Consider the following 21,393-nt stretch of genomic DNA (forward strand, 5'->3'; position numbering starts at 1 on the left):
CCTACTCACCACTCACCATTCACTTTACCGCAAATTAACTTATGTATGTGACACCCGTCATCGAAGTGATGATAGTATTTTCTGAACTTTGCATTGGGGGAAATATGTATCCATTTATCGTAAAAACTGCGAGGCGATCAGTTGCATACAAAATGTGCAAAAAAAGTTATGTGAGGATAGTACATTTTACAACATTTGTACGGTTTTACCCGTTTATGCAATGTCTATTTTACGTAAGTTTGCGGCGTTCTATGAAAACACACACATTCCGATCGAAGCCTGAGTTGATAGCGATTCTTGTAATTGCTTTCTTTTGTTTTATGGCAGCCAACTGCCACAGTTCTTCAGCGAAGACTGCAGATATTAATGCTGGTTCTGCTCCTGAGCCAGCTAAATCTGATGGCGACAAAACCGCCAATTCCCCCGAAACCAAAATGCCTAACATTGAAGGCATGAAAGTAGCTGACCCTAAAACTGTGTTGGGCCGGCCCGAAGTGCCTATACTTTGTTACCACCAGATCCGCGACTGGAAACCTACCGATTCTAAAACCGCCCAGGCATATATTTGTCCACCGGCTGCTTTTGCCGAGCAAATGAAAATGCTGGCCGATAGCGGTTATCATGCAATATTACCCGATCAGTTATATGCTTATTTGAATGAAGGCACTCCATTACCTTCAAAACCGGTAATGCTTACTTTCGATGATACCGATCTTGACCAATATACAGTGGCTACGCCTATCATGGAAAAGTATAAGTTCAAAGGAGTGTTCTTTATAATGACGGTTTCAATTGGCCGTCCCAGATACATGAGCAAAGAACAGATCAAAGATCTTTCTGATAAAGGCCATGCAATTGGTTCACATACCTGGGACCATCACAACGTGAAAAAGTACCAGGGTACCGATTGGGTAACCCAAATTGAGAAGCCTACCAAACAACTGGAAACAATCACTGGCAAAAAGATCCAGTACTTTGCTTACCCGTTTGGTTTGTGGAACCCACAGGCAATACCTGAACTGAAGAAAAGAGGCATGATCGCTGCATTCCAGTTGTATGCACCGCGCGACGAGCAGGATCCTTTGTATACCATTCGTCGCATTATTGTTCCGGCTATGAAACCCGCTGCTTTGTATAAATCAATGCGCCAGGGCTTTTCAGCTTACTAATGCCCCAAACCCCCAAAAGGGGGCTTACAAAAAGTTTTATTGTTGGAATTTCTATATAGCAACAGGCACAAAGAGTAATCTTCGTGCCTGTTGCTTTTAATACTATCGATCTCATTGTTCAAATATTAGCACATTTGCATATTTGCACATTAGCACATTGGCCTTAAGTTGCATATACGTTTTGTTAAAGCGTTGTTTTAATTTTTCCTTCAGATAAAGTATTACTAAAAGGTGTAACTGCCTGAGTGATGGCATAATAATCGATTTAACCTGATAAGAAAGAAACAGGCCGGCAGGCCAGTTTCCAAACGATCGATTGTGTATGCTTAAACTCACCTAAATGAAACGATTCACAGCAGTTAGCACTACAGTAATACTATTGTTATTATTGTTTGAAAGTGCCCAAAATAAAGCTACAGCCCAGGTATCGGTACAGGTTTCTTACCAAACCTTCTACAATGAACTGGAGCCATATGGATACTGGATCGATTATCCTGAATATGGTTACGTTTGGCGCCCTGATGTGGGGCCCGGTTTCAGACCTTACAACACTAATGGCCATTGGGTTTACACCGATGATTATCAATGGATGTGGGCCTCTGATTACGAATGGGGCTGGGCGCCTTTTCACTATGGCCGCTGGTTTTATGACGATTATTATGGCTGGCTTTGGATGCCGGGTTATGAATGGTCGCCCGCATGGGTTTGCTGGCGTACCGGTGGTGATTATTATGGCTGGGCGCCATTGGGACCGCAATTCAGCATCAACGTAAACTTTTCCTTTGGTCGTTATAACCCGCCTGCTAATTACTGGTGTTTTGTTGACCGGCAGTATATTGCTTCGCCTCGGGTGTACGACTACTGCGTAGGCGTACAACGCAACACTACCATTATCAACAACACAACCATCATCAATAATTATCGTAACGAACGCAATGTGTTTGTGACCGGGGGCCCGGGCCGTCGCGATGTGGAGCGCTATAGCCGGTCGCCCATACGTTCAGTTGCTGTAAGAGATGCCAACAGACCAGGCCGGGCAGGCTTTAGGGGTAATGAAGTGTCGATTTACCGCCCAAGAGTGAATCGCGATAATGATCGCTATGCACCTGAGCGGGTGCAACGGTTCAACCGCGACCAACGGAACAACATAGCCGATAACAGAAATAACGGTTTCCGCAGGCCTGATAATAATAGTAATGATCGCCGGGGCGATAATAACCGCGGTTTTGGCGAAAGGCGTCAGCAGCAGGAAGGCATGATGCGCGACAGGAACAATGAGGTCAATAACCGCCGCCAGTTTGAAGAACGGCGCCAACAGCAGGAGAGGGGAATGCGTGAACGGAACGACGAGGCCAATAACCGCCACCAGTTTGAAGAACGCCGGCAACAACAGGAACGAATGATGCGTGAACGGAACGACGAGGCCAATAACCGCCGCCAGTTTGAAGAACGCCGGCAACAACAGGAACGAATGATGCGTGAGCGCAATGATCAGGCAGAAAATAATCGTCGCCAGTTTGAAGAACGGCGGCAACAGCAGGAGCGTATGATGCGTGAACGCAATGACCAGGCAGAGAACAACCGCCGTCAGTTTGAAGAGCGCCGCCAGCAGCAGGAGCGCGTAATGCGCGATCGCCAGCAACAACCTCAATTTGAGAGAAGGAACCACGAACCTGGTAACCGCCAACAACCACAGCCCCAGGCCCAACAGGCGCCCCAACAAGGTGGCGAAAACCGCGAACGGGGCCAGGGAAGGGGTGGATGGCGTAGAAATATGTAGTAAAACGCTGTTTTTCAATCATAATAGGGCCCCAGGGCCCTTTTTACATTATAATGAGGTTAATGAGCGTAGCCAGTGCAACGTAAGGGTTTCTGAACTTGTCATAAAACCCGGAAAACCACCGTATCTGGATAAACTTATTGGTATTTTTGTAGTCTGAGTGCGGGGAATTATTTGTAAACAAAAAAATGAAAACTGTGCAAGTAAGTAAAAAAGCATTTTTAAGTTTAGGAACACTGGCTTTTTTAATGGTAATGTTAAGCGGCTGTTTAAAGAACACGGAAAGCACAACAGTGTCGCCAAGAACCTATGTTTCACTTTTAGATCTGGCGCCATGGTCTCCATCTGTTGATGTTTATTTTGATAACAGTAAAGCTACTACCACCGCAATCGGTTTTGGTATGGTATCTCCAAATTATTCTTCTATTGAACCTGCTGCTTTTGGCATCACTTTTAAAAAGGCAGGTAGCGATAGCCTGGTAGCCAGCTTACCTCCTGCTTTGTATGATTCCTTAAAATATTATACGCTTTTGTTGTACAACACCGATCAAACCCATGTTGCGGCTGCGCGTATAAAAGATGATTATACCGTTTTAACAAGCGATAAGTCATTTTACCGGTTCTATCATATGAGCCCTGATGTTGGCGATGTTGATGTTTATTTCGACAATAATATGGTTGCATCTTCACGTTCATACGTTGACAACATTAACTTAAGTGATTATTATAACCAGTATGTTCCGGTTACGCCTAATAGCTATACCGTAACTGTGAAAAAAGCGGGTACTGATGTTGTTGTGGCAACATCACCTTCTGTAGTGTCCTTTACTTCGGGTGATGCTATTACATTGTATTTGAAAGGCGTATCGGGTGGTACAGGTACCCTTGCGCCATCAGTTGGCTACCTGGTAGCCGCGGCAAATTAATACGCACGAGTTTCTATAAAAGAACGCCTGGTGATAATATATGATCACCGGGCGTTTTTTATTTGGTGAGTATTAGAAAAAGATTTAATTTTTAGATAACTTTTTATACGCCCATTTTACAACCAGATTCTTGAATTTTATAGAGAAATGTTAAGTCTCGCCATTTTCATTTTCAGGATCTGTACTCGATGAACTTTTTGGTTTCTAGGATGTTTGATTCGTAGCAGTTTCACAGTACATATTTTCATTTACTATAAGAGCTCGGCCACCATCTGATAACCATTAAAAGTTAGAACGTATGAAAAGATCATCGGCAACCATTTATTCTCCTGCAATGGAGTTGCCTGTTATTACTACTAGGTTTATTCGCCGCAACAAAAGAAGACGGTTTGATAAAGAAGTTGAACCTGCAGAACCTGTAAACAATATTTTTCCGCCCCCAAGTGAAGCGTTGATCGCAGAGCTGAACCGCATAGGGCAGGAGTATCCTTTTTGTGTATGCTTTAAGGCCAAAGCATACGATACATTATGATTTTACCTATATATGACAGAGCTAATGATCATCGTAAGTATTTTTCATTAGCAGTTAATTTTTTGAAGAAATTGCCCTGAGAATTTTATTCAAAAGCTAGCTTTTGAATAAAAATTGGTCTATCTTTGAATAGATAGCAAATCTCAATACAACTTTCTTCCTTTTTCTCGCTTGCCATTGAATTAACGATAACGATCTGATTCTTTTTCTGCCATATGAACGACCCTGTCGTCTGATTTTATGTAGCGTTCGTATCCAACGGAAAGCCTATTTAATTACATCTATTTATTACCTGTAAATTTTGGCGCATGAAAAAGAACACTTTCAAATTGGTAAATGCTACCACTACTACTACTACCCACACCTTCGAGAACAACACTACAGCAGAAAGGCTTTTAATTGAAGCTACCTCATTTCCTGCACCACCCAGTGAAGAAACTGTTGCCCGTTTAAATGCAATAGGCCGGGAATATCCTTTTTGTGCTTATATGAAACAGAAGAACCTGTATTTACTGTAAGTTTTTGTAAACATGCCCCAGGTAACCTGCCAGCTCCATAAGCCAGGCAATACCCAGGTGTACTATTAATCCTCCCCAGATGCTACGGGTATTATAAACCACAGCGCCAAGAATAATACCACCGAAATAGGAGGTTATACATTCAAACAGGGGCTTCCCAAAATGTATGGAACAGTAGAATGCCGCCACCGGTAATATGGCATGTTTTCCGGCAAAGCGTGCAAATGCAAGTACCAGAAATCCGCGAAAGAAAAACTCGATCGTCACAAAATCAATCCCATAGGAAAGCTCATAGAGCAATTTCCAGGAAAAGCTATGCTGCACGTATTGATCAATAAAAGCAATACGCTGCACCTTGGGATACGTACGCAGAAAATCGTTCTGGGTGGCTGCAAAAGCTATCAATGGCAGCATGCCCAGCAACAAAAGTAAATAGGGGCGAACATTAAAACCTTTGGCCTGTACGCCGGCTATAGGTTTTTCGAACCGGCCCCATTTCCAAAGGGCTATAACCAGCAAACCTGTTACCAATAGTTTTAACGGCCAGTCAATCACCCTGTACCAGTACCGGTTCCAGGGATCGGGAAAGTGTAGGGTGATGAAGCTGGCTACTTCATCGAAGGTGATCTTTATGGCGAAGATGGCGGGCGCCGCCAGCAACAGCACAAAAAAGAACCGGTTATCGGGTATAGTTTCTGATGCAACGAGGAATTGAAGAAGCCAGGCCAGGGAGAATACAAAACCAAACAGTACAAACAAGGCGGCTATACGAAAGGGCCATGAATCTATTGATACAATAGCGGTATTGATGCCCAGCTTATAATTAAAGAAAATGGCAATGGCTACAAACAGGGTAGTAAGCAGAAATATGGTGCGGTTAATTGATTGCAGATAATTCCGCAGGTAGCCGATGATTTCTTTCATAAAATTCCAAAATACAAATTCCAAGAACCAAAAAATAAAAGCCAAATTCCAAGCTCCAAGTAATAAATCCCAAATCTCAAGTTCCAAGATCCAAATAATAAAACCCAAATTCCAAATCTCAAGATCCAAAGAATAAAACCCAAAACCTAAATCTCAAGCTCCAAATAATAAATCCCAAATTCCAAGAACCAAAAAATAAAAGCCAAAACTCAAGCTAAGTCTAAAAATACAAAAAGCAAGACCATTATTTTGGTGCTTGCTTTTTGTATTTTATTTGGAGCTTGGAGCTTGAGATTTGGTTCTTTTTCCCGGAGCTTGAGATTTGGTTCTTGGAATTTGAACCTGTTATTTTTTCTCGAAGCTTTCTTTCAGTTTACTCATCAGATCGGTAGCTATCATTTTTTGCGACAGGTGGATCATTTGGCTGAACGCTTTGGCTTTAGAGATGCCATGACCAATGATCACTGGTTTGGCAACACCCAGTACCGGTGTACCTCCATATTGTTCAAAATCAAAACGATCGAGGTATTCGTGTTTTATTTCTTTCCGGTGGGTGATCTCATAAATAGACTCCGCCATTTTCAGGATCACATTTCCGGTAAAACCATCGCAAACTATTACATCGGCATTGTCGAGGAAAACATCCCGTCCTTCCACATTACCTGTGAAGTTGATCTGGGTATTTTCTTTGAGCAGGGGATAGGTGCCTTGTGCCAGCAGGTTGCCCTTACCTTCTTCTTCGCCAATATTCAACAAGGCCACCCGTGGATTGTCAATACCCAGAATGTGCTTTGCATACAGCGAACCCAACAGGGCAAATTGGTTCAGGTGCTCGGGTTTACAGTCGGCGTTAAGACCAACATCGAGCAATAAACCGGTTTTACCGTTGTCTTTGGGGATAATGGTAGAAATAGTAGGACGTTGAACGCCTTCTATGGGTTTAATACTGTACATAGCGCCCACAAGCATGGCTCCGGTGTTGCCGGCGCTTATAAATGCGCCTGCTTTTCCTGAGGCCAGCAGGTGAAAGCCAACAGCAATGGAAGATTGCTGTTTTTCCTTCAATGCTTTGGTAGGAGATTCATTATAATCTATTACCTGGGGGGCATGAATAACCTTAACCTTATCGGCTGGTACCTGATGTTGCTGCAGTAATGGATTTATCTGCGCTTCATCGCCCACTAAAAACAACAGAGCCGGATCTTCAGCTTCTGTCAGGTAATCGCGGACGCCCTTCACTGCTTCCAGTGGTGCAAAGTCTCCGCCCATCATGTCTAAACAGATAGTCATTTCCGGCAACGAGGCTTATGTTATTAATAAAGGAATAAAAAAAGGGGCTTAATTGTTATTAAGCCTTTTCTACCACTACTTTTCCTTTATAGAATAATTTGCCTTCACTCACGTGAGCGCGATGGCGTACATGCGTTTCACCTGTAGTGCTGTCTTTGCTTAATGTTACTTTCTCAGCCTTATAGTGTGTTCTTCTTTTAGCACCCCGTTGTTGTGAGTGTCTCCGTTTTGGATTAGGCATAACCTCAAATTTATAACGTCAAATTAAATAAATAATTAATTGTCTCCCAAGTCTTTAAACTTTTCCAACCCTTTCCATAATGGGTTGGTGGATGGTTTTTGTTCTTCTAACTTTTTCAGCATTTCCAGCACTTCTTTATTACAGTGCGGGCCGCCCATTTCATCATCAGAACACATCCGTTGCATAGGAATACTCAGGTTTATGAATTCATATATCCAGTCGGCAATGTGTAAATGACTTTCGCCTTTTGAAATATAATAAACATCAGGATCTTCTTCCTGTTCATTCATTACATCGGGCTCATCAGACATTTTTACCACCAGGTTGAAATCATCCCACAACTCCAGTGGCAAATTATTGCCGCAACGGTCGCAGGTAACTTCCAGCTTTCCTCCAATTTCAAACTTCAGCAGCATAAAGCCGTTTTGCTTATCCAACGTCAGTTTTACGTGCGCTGTGCAATTGCGAAAATCCTGCTCCTGGTACTCTACAAAGAACTTATCGTCGATGGTATATTCAAACTCATGAGTGCCCGGTTTCAATCCTACAAAAGCTATATCGTAATTCCGTCGGCTGTTCATGAACTACCCTTTTAAAGAGTTTGCAAAGGTAGGGATTCTAAGGCAAACAGGTAAAGGTAAATGCAAAAAAATGGCAAAAATTGCCAGTTTCTTACCTGAAAGTTCACCGGAACCCCAAGTGTTTGTGTAAAATTACTATAAATGAGTGAGTTTCAGGTTGCCGGTTACCAGTTTTGGATTTCAGGTTCCATGTTTCAGGTTTCAAGTTCTTAGTTCCAGGTTCTCAGTTTTTAGTTCGCGGTTCAGTTCCGGGCCTGGTGAGCTCTGAAACTTTGGATTTGGGTGAATATTAATGGCTTCCGGGTGCCGAGGGCTGGATAACCCCTATTGTATTTCAGTTTTACGATTGGCGAGGCCCGGAATTTCGGAAACCATAGCCGATTGCATACTGCCGTTTGTTGATTCAATATTGGCGAGGCTTGAAAATTCGGGAATCATTGCCGATTCACGATTGCCGATTGCCGACTTTGTGTTTGCCGGTTTCACGTTTGCCGTTTCACGTTTCACGTTTGCCGCCGCGCCCTCATTTCCCTTGCGCCCTTTTACCAAAAACCTCACCAGTTGCCAGGCGGTTTTATATATTATATATATGTCGAGCTGCATACCGGCCTGTTGAACATACCAGGCATCCCATTCAAATCTTTTATAAATACATTCCTGGCTAATGATCTTGCCATGATACCCTTTTACCTGGGCCAGCCCGGTAATGCCGGGTTTAACCAGATTGCGGAATTTATAGCCGGGAATAAGTGCTGAAAAAGTATCGCAATCGGCGTGCATATGCGGTCGCGGACCAACCACGCTCATATGACCAAGCAGCACATTGAAAAACTGAGGCAGTTCATCGAGGTTCGATTGTCGAAGAAACCACCCCAGTGGTGTTACTGAATCCTCGTTTATCTCTGTGTGCTTAGTTTGCCCTACCGGGTTATGTTCCAGTGTGCGTAGTTTATAACAGATAAATGATCGTCCCCCACGACCGGTACGCTTTTGCAAAAAGAACACAGGCCCTTTTGATGTAAGCTTTATCAATAAAGCAAGCACCGGTAAAAGCCAGCTGAGTACAGTAATTATAATGACCGTTGCAAACAGTATATCTACTATTCGTTTGCAAACGAAATAACTTCGTTTGTTATCAACATACTTCCGTAGAACGGTCGTTTTGCGTAAAGGCAACCTTTTTTCCTGAATCATAGTATTCTTAATACAAGTATACGGCCAATCATTTTATAAAGTTGCCTTTAATTAACAATACTTACGCATGCATGGTCAATCCGAACAAAGCGTTATTAAAACATTAGCCTATTTTGATATTTTTAATTACCCGCTTACACAGGAAGAGATCTATAATTTTATAGATCAGCCCTTGCCAATAGAGGTGGTAATGGCAACGATATTACAGCTTGTTGAAGAAAAACGCATTTTCCGGCTGGGAAGCTTTTATTCGCTACAGCCAGATGTGGCTTTGCATACCAGAAGAACTATGGGCAATTATAAAGCGGAAGTATTATTAAAAACGGCCTATAAGGTAGGCGGCTTTTTGTACCGGTTTCCCTTTGTGCGTGGGGTTGGTATCTCTGGTTCATTATCGAAGAACTTTGCCGATCGGGATACTGATATCGATTTCTTTATTATCACCCGTAGCAACCGCTTATGGATTGCCCGAACATTAATGCACCTGTTTAAGAAATTAACATACATTACCGGGCACCAGCATTGGTATTGTATGAACTATTATATTGACGAAGAGGCTTTGCGTATTGATGAGCAAAATATTTTTACCGCTACCGAACTAATAACACTGATACCCGTTTGTGGCAATGGCGCTTTACACAATTTCTATCATCAAAATAATTGGGTTGCTGATTATTTTCCCCACCAGATAGTAAGCCGCCAATCGGTATTAGTGAGGCGCCCCGGTTTATTTAAGCGGGCTGCAGAATGGCTGCTCGATAACAAATTAGGCAATGCTATTGATAATATACTCATGCGTATTACTGCCCGCCGTTGGAAAAAGAAAGAACAAATGCATAAAACCAATGATCATGGTGTGCGTATGGGTTTGTGTACCGGTAAACATTTTGCCAGGCCGAATCCAGACTTCTTTCAGAAAAAAGTATTGAATTTGTTAGAGAAGAAACTTTTGGAACAAAGAAGGCATAATGTGATAATTCGATAATGAGATAATGTGATAATGGAAATACAGGTATTTGTATTCTTATCACATTAGCTAATTATCACATTAGCTAATTCTTCTTCTTTCTTCCATCCACATATGCCCTTTAGCCAGCGTTGATCTTAGTTTTAACATGGGCAGTTTGAATAAATTAGCCACTGGCTTCTTGAGCGCTTTATGATAATTCACTTCATAATTTATCATTTGAATGGCGTAATCGTAATACTTCCGGTTGTAGGTCCTTGTAAAATCAATATCACGGTCGGTACTGCTTTCCCAGGGAAGGCTGGTTACAAACCGGTCTTCCACTTCTGCATATAAAGGCGTGCCTTTAATGGGATAGGCCACAGTTATGGTAAACAGGTCGGGGTCGGCATTTTTTAAGTGTTGCACGGTAGCATAAATATCTTCCTTGGTTTCGCCGGGGTAGCCAACCATAATAAAGGTGCCTGCCTGCAGGCCATGTTTGCGGGCCAGTTGTATCATTTGTTGCACCTGTTCCACTTCAACGCGGCGGTCCATAAGATCGATGACCTTTTGCGAACCGCTTTCAGCACCTATCCATACCCGAAAACAACCACTCTTTTTTAAATTGATGATCACTTCTTCATTCATTCTGTCGGCCCGGCTAATACACTCGTATGGCATAACCAGGTTACGGTTGGTCATTTCCTCGGTAAATTTTTCAAGCCATTGATGACTTACTGTAAATACATCATCAACAAACCAAATGCTGTCAACTGCATAGTTGGCTTTTATATGCGCTATTTCATCAGCTACCTTATTGGGACTTCTTCTTCGATAGCTTTGTCCGTATACGGCGCGACTGCACCATTTACAGCTGTAGGGGCATCCGCGCATGGTGCTTACAGATATGGTGCTGGTACCATGGCGACCTTTCCAGGCATCAAAGTATAATTGCAGATCAACCTTATGCCGGTTAGGAAAAGGCAGGGCGTCGATGCTTTTTAATTTGGTGCGTTCTTTATTTTGCAGTAATCCTTTTTCTGCATCCAGGTACGATACGCCTTCAATATCATTTATGGTGCCCTCATATGTTCCGTCAATAAATTGTACCAGCTCTAACATGGTTTGCTCCCCTTCGCCAAACACAATATAATCAGCACCGTGTTCTAAGAACTTTTGTGCGTGGTTCCTTACTTCGGGCCCGCCCAGTATTATTTTAGTATGTTGTAGTTGTTCGTTTGCTTTTACAAATTGTATAATGCGCAATACATTCAGCTTTGTCATCAGGTTGGTATAAATACCAATAACCTGTGGCTGTTGATCTATAAGGCGGGCGCATAATAAATCGAAAGAAGAGAATGTACTATCGAACACTTCGTTATCGTACCCATGTTGTTCAAGCCAGGCAGAAATATACAAAATGCCCAATGGCACATACGGCCGCATGATGGCCTTTTCTTTTTCATCTTCTGCCAAAAAATATCCATGTGTTAACAGGATCTTCATTGTTCTTCTTTTTTAAATAACAGGAATGCATGATCGGCCAGGCTGGTGGCAAAAGAAAGGTGACCGGTTTTTTCTTCCCACTGCACCAGTGTTTGGTAAAACCGCCGGTGTTGTTGCATATGCCCTTCCATCCATGATGGTGGAATGCAAAGACCCACCGGTTTCTTTTCAATAAATTGCAGCGGCGCCATTAGTTTCGTAAATGCTTTTATTGAATAGTAATAAACCGGTTGTTGCACCTGTGCGGTTAGCGGTACCATCACTTTTTTATTGGTCCATCTTCTAAAAGCCTGGCGTGGCTGTGCTTTCAACAGGTAATACATGGTTTCCCACAGGCAACATTTTCCAAACAGCACTACGGCAAACTGCCCACCGGGTTTTAACAGTTGATAGAACTGTTTTGCCAACCCGGTCATAGCCATAGGTGAAACACAGTTCAATCCGGCGAAGTTGCTTACAATGCCATCAAACTGCCGCCCGGAAAAGGTTGTTTGCAATTGATCGAATGCACAGGTTTGAAACACAGGTTGATTGGGCGCCGGTGTTAACACGGCTTTTCGTTGCGCCTGTTCTATCATGGCGGGCGAAGCATCGGTGGCTGTTACAGTATGTCCTTTTTGCGCCATCCAGAATGCATCGGCGCCGGTACCGCAATTGATCTCCAGCAACTGCATGTTGGGTTTGTTGGCAAGCATGGGACGTAGCCATTTATAGGTGGTGCGTCGTTGGGCCGAGCCGGTAAGGCTTTCAACAAAACCGGCATTATAACCGCCGGCCAGTACATCAAATGTGCTTGCTTTATTCATGTGCATACCGGTTTAACTGCATCCGTTGTAATAACAGCGACGGCATATGCCAGCAGGCAGATGCTATTTTCTTATAGTCATGTATGGTAGTTGCCAATGGATTCTTTATGGCATTGCGAAACGCTACCCAGCCTTGTTGTTTTCGAAAAACATGGTGCACATAACGATGTAGTTTTTTATAATAACGGGGCGGATAGGTGTTATGAAACATCAGTAACAGTTCATCACTATCTGTCCAGTTGCTTTTTGTTTTCAACTCATTTTTTACCCGTTCATAGAACACCGTTCCCGGCAAAGGGTACGACACAGAGATACCCATTTCATAGGGCAACAGGTCTTTGATCATTCGAATGGTTTTGGCAATATCTTCCCTGGTTTCGCCGGGGTAGCCAAACTGTATAAAGAAGGATGGATGAATGCCATTTTTTTTCAGCAGGGTAGTGGCCTGGTAGATCTGTTCAACCGTAGTGCCTTTATCCATAGCGTCGAGCACTTTTTGCGAACCACTTTCGGCGCCCATCCATATATTATGACAACCGGCACGGGCCAGGTCTTTTATGGTGTTTTCCTGTAACAGCAAATCGGCCCTTGCCTGTATCTTGAACCGGAATTGTAATTGTTCTTTCTCTACAATATTGGCAAAAGCGTTTACCCAGCCGGGTTTTAAACCGAAGATATCGTCGCAGAACCAAATGTGGTCGAACTGGAATTTCTCTTTTAATAGTTTTAATTCTGCTACTACTTTTTCGGGTGAGCGGGCATTGTAGCGGTTGCCATAAATTGGTTTGGCGCACCAGTTGCATTTAAAGGGGCAGCCTCTTGTTGTTGCTACATTCAGCGAAAAGTAGCCACTGCTTTTTAACCACATAGAACGGTACGGCGTTATATTAACCAGGTCCCAGGCGGGTAAGGGCAAAGCATCGAGGTCTTTCATTACCATACGCCCCGGGGTTTTAATTACATGGTCATTGTGCCGAAATGCCAACCCGGGTATGTGTTGAAAATTGGTTTCTTTATTATTGATTGCTTCAACCAGTTGGAGCAATGTTATTTCGGCTTCGCCAAGAATAACAAAGTCGGCCCCCTCGGAACAATATTGTTCAAAATGATCGGTACTGTCTGAGCTGGAAACAATTACGGTGCATCCTTTTGCTTTGGCCAGCTTTATCATGTCAAAAGCAGCCTCACGCATATTGGTAAGACACATTTTGGTAAGGTAGTTGAACCCGTCGTCGTACAGCACAAAGAAGTTGGGTGTATTGTTGTTCAGCGTGTTTTGTATATCCTGTGCGCTATGCGCAAACATGGTATCGAACAGGGAAACGGAATAACCGTGTTCGCGCATCAGGGCAGCGGCATAGAGGGTAGCCAGCGGAGGATAAGGTTGTCCGGTAGCCCATTGTTTGGGATCGAAACGAAGGAAGTAACTATGTGAGAAAAGAATATTCTTCATTACAATTGATCTTATAGTTTTTAGGGTACAAGCTAGTGGTTAGTGGTAAATGGCTAGTGGGCTTAAAACGGCAATCGTGAATCGGCAATCGGCAATGGCCCGCCCCGTTTTTCTTTATCAACTCTATCACCTTTTCAACTTCACTCGTTAACTTGAAATATATAATCCACTTCTATCCAATTCTTTTTCTGCAACACGCAATTCAACTTAAATCCATTACTCAACGCTATCTCAACAATCATATTCAGATCGCACCCATCACTTAACACCATTAATACCACCGATTGGGCATGTATATAAGATCGCAGGCTGCTGAACAGTTGTTGAAAGTATTCGCCCTGCTCACCACAATACCAGGCATACTCTGCCGGGGTTTGTGGTTGCTTTTTATAGTACGGTGGGTTAATGGCAATTATGTCGAACTGCTGCCATGGAATATCTTTGAACAGGTCTGAATGTATAACGGTAAGGGGAATGCGGTTGCTGCTGCTGTTCATTTCCAATGAATGAATGGCCACCTGGTTTATATCGCTTGCCGTTACCTGCGCACCTTCACGGGCCGCATATAGGGCAATTAACCCGCTTCCGGCGCCCAGCTCCAGAAACGATCTGTCTTTTAACGGAAGCTTTGCTATATACCGTAATAACAATCTTGTGCTAAAGAAAAAGCCCGGGTGGAATACTGCCGGTGGTATTACCAACCTGATGCCTTTGAACGTATACGTTCTTGTGGCCGACAGGTATTTTACCAGCAGCGGTTTGTATAACCTTGTTGTTATATGTTTTATGGTCCGGCGCATTAAAATCCTTCTATCTCGGGTTGTCTGTATTTCCACAGCAATTGCAATATTTTTAATTCATAGGGTTTCCAGTACAAACCGGTTTTATATCGTACGGCCGAAAGGTTACGCATAATGCTGCGTTTAAAACCGGTTAGCCTTATATCTGAAACTGTAGGGTAGTAGCTGTTCAACACCGTTTCAAAGTCTTGTATTTTGTCAACCATTTCCGGCGTTAGCCAAGGCGTTAATGGGTTCTTACGCAGATCGAAGTTTTCCCAGTGCGGACTGATCCAATCTTCGAGCTTATCGGGAAAATGAAAACCGCTTTCCAATACTTTTTTATAGAGCTCCGATCCTTCGGTTGGCACCGGACTGTATAAATAAATAATGATCTCGGTTTTGGGGTTTATTTGTTTTATCTCTTTAATGAAAGCAATATCCTGGTCAATTTGTTTCATTACCTGTTCGGGCGTATCGCCCGGGGTACCTAACACGAAAGAATATTCGGGAATGATATCAAATTTGGCCATACGCCCGGCAAAGGCCCTTATTTGTGCGCTGCTTTGAGTGCCGCCTTTGTCCATCCGTTTCAGTATTTCATCATTGCCGGTCTCCGCGCCAAAGAAGATCATTTTACAACCAGATGCCCGCATCAATTGCAGTGAGTGATCACTGTATTTATCAATGGTATCAATTCTTCCTTCGCCCCACCATATCATATTTTCGGGTTGAATGAGTTTTGAAAACTCAACCGTTCTTTTTTCCGATACAAAGAAGTTGTTATCGTGAAACTCAATGGCGTTGCCGCCATGTTTATCTTTCAGGTATTTAATATCCTCATAGATCAGTTGCGCGCTTTTGCCCCGCCAGCGGGCATTGTAAATGGGCACTACGGCACAAAACGAGCATTTGAACGGACAACCCATACTGCTGTGATAAGCAATGGTGCGGGTGCCTAAATATGTTTTGCCCAGGTAACGGCGTAAGGGATAAAAATTATTCAGTGTTTCATAGGGCAACCGGGGCAATGCATCCTGATCGTACAACTCATCTTTACCGGTTTTTATAATACCCTGTTCGCTTTTATAAATAAGATTGGGAATAGTGGTGAACGATTCTCCATTCTCCAATGCCTGCAATAGTGCCGGAAAACATTTTTCACCGGGGCCGTTTACAATTACATCAACAAAACCTGAAAGCAACACTACCTTGGGTTGGTTCGATGGAAAGTAACCACCCCAAATAATTTTTACTGCCGGGTATAATGAGCGTATTTGTTTTGAAATAGGAATCGCCTGTCGCAACTGCGGGCCGGGCATACAGGTACAACCAAAATAACCATACTCGCCCGTGGCCAGGTAGCTGTTTATTTTTTGCCAGGGATCGGTTTCCAGGTTACCATCTACAATAACATATCCATATAAGCCTTCAATAGCAGCTGCTATGGAAAGAATGGAATTGGGGATCCTGGGCTTTGTTTTAGCGCTACGCGGATTGAATAATAATACTTTCATGGTGAATGGTGAATGGTCCAATGGTCAATGGTGAATGGTGGCGAAACTTAAGGCCCTCCGACTATCCAATAATTCTGGCCAATGCAAGACCATTGAGAATCATACGGATAATTAACTGGTTCAGTTGCCTGCTGAATTAATAGTTTCCTGTTGCCTTAGTAGCACGTTATTATAACCCTTATGCTAGTTCATTGGGTCCTCGGAACCCGAGGACCCAATGGGGAGATTCGCGGAGAAGCCGCGGACATTTCGAGGTTGTACATAGGTAACATAAAGATGGTTTCGAGATAGCAAAGAGGCCAAAGTTTGAAAATATGCCGAACGTCCCATCAATTTAAGGGGGTCATCACACCATTTCGAGGAGTTCGTCACACCTGGACTATTCATTCCGAGGTAAAAATGCTGTTCGTCACACCGTTTTGAGGACCTCGTCACACCATACGCCGGAGGCCATCACAAATTGGGAATAAAGGAGCAAAAGCCGATGTACATTTGCAGTAACCGGTTATGTTCTTTGAAATGTTGTTTTTTAGGCGCGAAATGTTGTCAGCAACTGCCAGTAACAAAATGGCTGCAGCAGGTTATATTTCAGCGATTGCCAATAATGATGGCGGGCGGCGGGCAGGTTCTGTTGCTGTTTAAAGGCGTGACCAATGTTTAAGTAGGCGTGGCTTTTGGCCTTTTGCAGGTACTTTTTACTTACCATGTTTCGCTGGTACAGGTATTCGAAGGTTTGCACAAAGCCTTCATAATTTTCAACCGATATGCTGGTGGTTCTGTTGTTATCGTGCATGCGGCGCCAAATAAGCGATTCATAAATAATGCCGGCTGCGAAATAGTAAGCTAACCGCATATTGAAATGATAGTCGGAGCAAAAAAGCATGTCTTCATTAAACCAGCCCGTTTTATCAACACAGGAGCGGCGCATCACCAATGTGGGATTGTACACTACAAAACGGTTCTCTGTAAGCCGGTTGAAAATATTGGCGTACTCAATGCCTTGCCGTTTGGTGTAGGTGCGGGGCGATAGTACCTTACCCGATCTAAATGTAATAGCATCTGTAATGGTAAAACCGATCTCCGGATGGCGGTTGAGTAATTGCACCTGTTTTTCGAGTTTGTTTTCCATCCAGGTATCGTCAGAATCAATAAAGGCAATGAGGTTGCCTTTTGCATGGCGAATGGCGGCATTCTTTAAAACAGCTGTGCGGCCGGTATGCGGCATTTTATAATACCTGATACGGGGATCGGGTAGGGCGTTTACCAGTTCTTCGGTAGTGTCGGTTGAACCATCGTCGACAATGATCAGTTCCAGATCGGCATAGGTTTGGTTCAGCACACTGTAAATGCTTTCCATTACCAGCTGTGCCCGGTTGTAGGTGGTGAGAATAACGCTAACCATGCTACCTGGTACGGGATTTTAAGTAAATAAGTTGCTTTAAACAACCGCAATTGGTCATTTACCGTATTGAAAATCATTGCACGCAATACTTCATATTACCCAATAGCATTTCTGGTTGTACTGCTGGGCTATTTTATATATGCCGCAGCTGGTGCGCCCCTTTCTGACTATGCCAATTATTATTTTGGCAGTCAGGCTTTGTTGCATGGTAATTACCTGCAGGTGTATGATACTTATTCGCTAAACGTAATGATAGCAGAAAAAGGTTTTACCAGGGTGTTTGCCAGTTGTACTCCCTTTCCTCCTTTTACGTCGGTAGTAATTGCGCCATTTTTATTATTACCGGTGGTGGCATCGAAGATCGTGTTCAATATATTTTCCGCTACGCTATTTGTATGGGTATTAGTGCGCACCATTAAATATTTTTCCATTCCCAGCCGGGTCGTTTGGTTTATACCCATTCTCTTTTTTATTCCCTTACGTAATAACATCTTTTTTGGACAAGCCTACCTGCTACTGTTTGCTTTATTGTTAGAAGGTTTTATTGCATACAAAAAGGGTAAACCAATTGCTGCATCGTTGTTGTGGGCGATAGCTATTGTTTTTAAGGTGTTCCCGCTGTTGGTGCTGTTCTTTTTATTGGCAAAGAAGCAATATAAGCAGGCTATGTATTGTTTTGCCGCTTGTATTTTGTTGGTGACGGCATCGGTGGTGTTGAATACACTGGCATCATGGCAATACTATGTATTTACCATATTCCCTAGGGCGAACATGGGCGAGCTGAATAACAGCTATATTTATTTGCATCAATCGGCATTGATGTTAATGAAGAACCTCTTTGTGTACGATGAGGTACAGAACCCACAGGTATTGTATAATAGCCTGCCTCTGTTTATTACTATAATGGCGCTGTTTAAAGGGGCGCTGCTGGCTTGTTGTGTGGGCATTACTTTAAATAAGAAAACAAGCAGTTTTATTGCCTTTGCAGCATGGATAATTGCCAGCCTGTTGTTATCGCCAAACGGAAGTTCTTATTCGTTGGTATTATTGCTGATACCTTTACTGGCCCTGGGCAATAGCAAACCAGTGTATGTTTATGTTGGTATGGCCCTTATTTTTTTGATCTGTACTATTCCAATACAGGCATTGGCGCAATGGCCATTGCTGCTGAAGTTTCCCCGATTGTACTTAATGCTATTGTTCTTCGTGGTGTTATTACTGGTTGCCAGGGTGCGTTTTCCATTAAAGGTTGGTTTTGTTTTTTGGGCTGTATTGCTTTTTGCAGATCTTCCGAAATTAATTGCGCCAAAGGATGACAGTACTTATTTATTAAAGCAAAAGTTGCCGTTGTTGTATGAGTATACCATAAAGAACAACCGGCTGGTGTATTATTATTGGGATGAAAAGGGCAGTCATGAAACCAAAACAGATTACGAGGTACAAACGGCTACTACAGAGGATGTGTATATTAAAAACAACCAGTTGTACTATAAGGATAAACAGCTTACTGCATCGCCCGATCGAAAACAGCAGGTATTACTTGTAAATGGTACCGATATCATTTATCTGAGTGACAAAAACCGCGGCTTTAAGTTTTATGCATTGCGGCGAATACCCAAACCCTCATAGCTTTCAACAGGTTCGGGCTCGTTCAAATGTTGTAGTAAGGCATCCAGCTTTTCAATAATATCTTCTGCCCGCTTTAAGCTTTTGGCTGTATTCGGCTACAACGATATAATCTTACTGCATTTTTGCAGGCTTCTTTTATTATGGGTGATCAAAACGATCATTTTCCCACTGTTTGCTAATTGTTGAAGGTTAAGGAGTAATTGTTCTTCGGCTTTTTCATCCAGCTCGCTAAAGGGTTCATCGAGAATAAGAACGCTGGCGTTTTTATACAATGCCCGCGCAAGGGCAATACGCTGTCGCTGACCGCCGCTAAGGTTCTTTCCACTTTCGGTAAGCATGGTATCTATACCGGCAGGCAAACTGGTTGTAATGCCTGTAAGCTCAAGCGCCTGTTGCAGTTGTTGGGCATGAAGATGCTGTGCATTGAGTGTAATATTGGCCAGCACCGTATCGTACATAAAAAAGGGTTGCTGTTTTACATAAGCTATTTGTGGCCAGTATTGTTTAAGGTTATTGAGGGGTATGTTATTGATAAGAAGTTGTCCGCCCTGCGGGGTACAAAAACCAAGTAGAATATTTATAAGGGTGGTTTTGCCTTTGCCCGAATGCCCATCGATGCCAATAAGTTCACCAGCCTGCAGGCTACAGGAAAAATTATGCAACACTGGTTTGTGCTCGTAATTAAAACTAACCTGGTCGAACGTGATCGACTGTATAGTGTTTGCAGGAATATCAGTGGCATGTTTCTCGCCCGATGGTTGTTGCACCAGGTTGTGAGTAGTGAATGAGAAGGTACGAATTTGCCCAACAGCGTTTATAATACGTGCGATGCCTGGAATTACTTTATAGGCTGCGGCCATAAAGGCGCCCAGCGTTACCAGTTGAATAGTGAAATGTCCCTGTTGCAACCATTGGCTAATGGCTATTAAGGCCAGTAGCCCTAACACCGCAAATACCTCGGCCAGTCGCGCCGGCAATGCCTGTAACGATTGCAGATCGGCCTGGTGTTTATTAAGCAATTGTTGCGATGCGGCATATCGACCGGTAAAGAATTGATTACGGTTGTACAAATTACTTTCAACAAAGCCGGTAATTGCTTCATGCAGGTATCGCCACATACTGGTTCTGCTGCTTTTAAGATAACTGCGGGCTGCATGCCCTTTACGTTTGGTAAGCCATGCGGCTAAAAATACGGGTGGTAATAAAATAAGTAATAGTACCAGGAACAGCTGGGCATTAAATATAAGAATGGCCGTAATGGCCAATACTATAAGCACCACTTCGGTAAATACCTGTTGTATGGGGGCTAACACATGCTGGCTAAATTCAAGCGGTTGCAAACTAATGGTGCGGGTGAGTACAGATGAATCGGTGTGAATATAGGTTGCATAGTTTCCCTGGAGGTATTGCAACATATTGTTGCCCGAAATGCGGGCTGCTACCTGGTGAACAAAACGGGTTTGCCAGGTATGAACAAACCAGGCGACCAGGTTCTTTACACTAAAGAAAATAAAGAACAGGGTTATGAGTAGTAATGAGGAGCGGTTGAACAATACCCTGGCCAGCGGTTCGCCTATATAATTTGAAAAGGCGTTTACAGCATCTACAGGTTGTGTGTAAAAATGAATGATATAAACCAATAAAGCCAGCGAGGCAATATCTGCTATACTTACAAACAGGGTGAGTGCGGTGAGCCAGGCCCACTGTTTCTTTTCGCGGGTAGTTAAAATTGATAATGCTTTTATAAGAATTGCTATCACAATAGTTGTTCGGTTTTAGGAGGGTGAAAACACCCATTTTTGCGTGCCTTTATTATAGTACGAAGAAAGAAGTGGTGCAGTTGCCTCGTTTTGCGGCATCGGTAAGTTCTTGTTTAAATGATTGTGTGTAGCGAAAAAAAAGAATATTATATTTTAATAATGTTGGCAGTGACAACGTGACTTTTTTAAAGCACCAATTAATTTGGTGGCATGGGGTATAAAATCTAATATTGTTTACCGTTAGTTTGGTTACCGCGTACCTTATTACCAATCTTCAGAGAAGCCGTTGCTTTACATGCAGAACCACCATTGAGAATTAATACTGTGCCCGCCTGTGTATGTACGATTCAACCGGCATAATAGCCACACTGCCTTTTAAATATTGGAAATCGAAATGTAATAATAAATCGTTATCAGTTTCTTATAATAATATTAAG

The 21,393-nt window shown here is 43.0% G+C and carries 19 protein-coding genes; 7 read left to right on the top strand and 12 right to left on the bottom strand.

Annotated elements, in window-relative coordinates; translation table 11 throughout:
* The first annotated feature begins 251 nt into the window (after positions 1-251).
* The 5 genes from GGD38_RS28605 to GGD38_RS28625 all read left to right on the top strand — a co-directional run bounded on the left by GGD38_RS28605 (position 252) and on the right by GGD38_RS28625 (position 4,925).
* Positions 252-1,169, top strand: coding sequence for a polysaccharide deacetylase family protein (locus GGD38_RS28605; RefSeq protein ID WP_375303916.1), 918 nt, complete (start codon positions 252-254; stop codon positions 1,167-1,169).
* A 340-nt stretch (positions 1,170-1,509) separates the two neighbouring features.
* A complete protein-coding gene (locus GGD38_RS28610) occupies positions 1,510-2,949 on the top strand; it encodes a DUF6600 domain-containing protein (protein WP_375302834.1) in 1,440 nt (479 codons plus the stop codon).
* A gap of 188 nt (positions 2,950-3,137) precedes the next feature.
* Complete coding sequence (locus GGD38_RS28615; protein WP_375302833.1) at positions 3,138-3,875, top strand: DUF4397 domain-containing protein; 738 nt, start codon at positions 3,138-3,140, stop codon at positions 3,873-3,875.
* Positions 3,876-4,173: 298 nt separating this feature from the next.
* The gene (locus tag GGD38_RS28620) at positions 4,174-4,407 is read left to right on the top strand and encodes a hypothetical protein (RefSeq protein ID WP_375302832.1); all 234 of its coding nucleotides are present in this window, start codon (positions 4,174-4,176) and stop codon (positions 4,405-4,407) included.
* A 308-nt stretch (positions 4,408-4,715) separates the two neighbouring features.
* On the top strand, positions 4,716-4,925 hold the full coding sequence (locus tag GGD38_RS28625) for a hypothetical protein (RefSeq protein ID WP_375302831.1): 210 nt from the start codon (positions 4,716-4,718) through the stop codon (positions 4,923-4,925).
* Here GGD38_RS28625 and GGD38_RS28630 read toward each other — a convergent pair.
* The 5 genes from GGD38_RS28630 to GGD38_RS28650 form a co-directional block, all read right to left on the bottom strand.
* Positions 4,917-5,849, bottom strand: coding sequence for a CPBP family intramembrane glutamic endopeptidase (locus GGD38_RS28630; RefSeq protein ID WP_375302830.1), 933 nt, complete (start codon positions 5,847-5,849; stop codon positions 4,917-4,919). The two genes, GGD38_RS28625 and GGD38_RS28630, sit on opposite strands and share 9 nt — an antisense overlap.
* Positions 5,850-6,194: 345 nt before the next feature.
* Complete coding sequence (gene plsX / locus GGD38_RS28635; protein WP_375302829.1) at positions 6,195-7,139, bottom strand: phosphate acyltransferase PlsX; 945 nt, start codon at positions 7,137-7,139, stop codon at positions 6,195-6,197.
* A 58-nt stretch (positions 7,140-7,197) separates the two neighbouring features.
* Positions 7,198-7,380, bottom strand: a complete 183-nt coding sequence (rpmF, locus tag GGD38_RS28640; RefSeq protein ID WP_375302828.1) for a 50S ribosomal protein L32 — start codon at positions 7,378-7,380, stop codon at positions 7,198-7,200.
* A gap of 35 nt (positions 7,381-7,415) precedes the next feature.
* Positions 7,416-7,961, bottom strand: coding sequence for a DUF177 domain-containing protein (locus GGD38_RS28645; RefSeq protein WP_375302827.1), 546 nt, complete (start codon positions 7,959-7,961; stop codon positions 7,416-7,418).
* 324 nt (positions 7,962-8,285) lie between these two features.
* Entirely contained in the window at positions 8,286-9,155 is an 870-nt protein-coding gene (locus GGD38_RS28650) for a sugar transferase (protein WP_375302826.1), read from the bottom strand.
* Positions 9,156-9,222: 67 nt separating this feature from the next.
* Between GGD38_RS28650 and GGD38_RS28655 the strand changes: the two genes are divergently transcribed.
* A complete protein-coding gene (locus GGD38_RS28655) occupies positions 9,223-10,140 on the top strand; it encodes a hypothetical protein (RefSeq protein WP_375302825.1) in 918 nt (305 codons plus the stop codon).
* Between the two features lie 63 nt (positions 10,141-10,203).
* Here the strand turns inward: GGD38_RS28655 and GGD38_RS28660 are convergent, their stop codons facing one another.
* From GGD38_RS28660 to GGD38_RS28685, 6 genes are all read right to left on the bottom strand, one after another.
* Positions 10,204-11,610, bottom strand: a complete 1,407-nt coding sequence (locus GGD38_RS28660) for a B12-binding domain-containing radical SAM protein (RefSeq protein WP_375302824.1) — start codon at positions 11,608-11,610, stop codon at positions 10,204-10,206.
* Positions 11,607-12,416, bottom strand: coding sequence for a class I SAM-dependent methyltransferase (locus tag GGD38_RS28665; protein WP_375302823.1), 810 nt, complete (start codon positions 12,414-12,416; stop codon positions 11,607-11,609). Before GGD38_RS28665 ends, GGD38_RS28660 begins: the two co-directional genes overlap by 4 nt.
* Entirely contained in the window at positions 12,409-13,869 is a 1,461-nt protein-coding gene (locus GGD38_RS28670) for a B12-binding domain-containing radical SAM protein (protein ID WP_375302822.1), read from the bottom strand. Before GGD38_RS28670 ends, GGD38_RS28665 begins: the two co-directional genes overlap by 8 nt.
* Positions 13,870-14,009: 140 nt before the next feature.
* On the bottom strand, positions 14,010-14,669 hold the full coding sequence (locus GGD38_RS28675) for a methyltransferase (protein ID WP_375302821.1): 660 nt from the start codon (positions 14,667-14,669) through the stop codon (positions 14,010-14,012).
* Positions 14,669-16,165 (bottom strand): B12-binding domain-containing radical SAM protein, encoded by a 1,497-nt coding sequence (locus tag GGD38_RS28680; RefSeq protein WP_375302820.1) that lies wholly within the window; start codon positions 16,163-16,165, stop codon positions 14,669-14,671. The genes GGD38_RS28675 and GGD38_RS28680 overlap by 1 nt, the downstream gene beginning before the upstream one ends.
* Positions 16,166-16,694: 529 nt before the next feature.
* The gene (locus tag GGD38_RS28685; RefSeq protein WP_375302819.1) at positions 16,695-17,567 is read right to left on the bottom strand and encodes a glycosyltransferase family 2 protein; all 873 of its coding nucleotides are present in this window, start codon (positions 17,565-17,567) and stop codon (positions 16,695-16,697) included.
* Between the two features lie 66 nt (positions 17,568-17,633).
* On the opposite strand from GGD38_RS28685, the gene GGD38_RS28690 reads away from it, so the two are divergent.
* A complete protein-coding gene (locus GGD38_RS28690; RefSeq protein ID WP_375302818.1) occupies positions 17,634-19,196 on the top strand; it encodes a glycosyltransferase family 87 protein in 1,563 nt (520 codons plus the stop codon).
* A gap of 95 nt (positions 19,197-19,291) precedes the next feature.
* On the opposite strand, the gene GGD38_RS28695 is transcribed toward GGD38_RS28690, so the two are convergent.
* Positions 19,292-20,956, bottom strand: a complete 1,665-nt coding sequence (locus GGD38_RS28695; RefSeq protein WP_375302817.1) for an ATP-binding cassette domain-containing protein — start codon at positions 20,954-20,956, stop codon at positions 19,292-19,294.
* Positions 20,957-21,393: the final 437 nt, after the last annotated feature.

Source organism: Niastella sp. OAS944 (genome assembly GCA_024809215.1).
GTDB lineage: Bacteria > Bacteroidota > Bacteroidia > Chitinophagales > Chitinophagaceae > Niastella.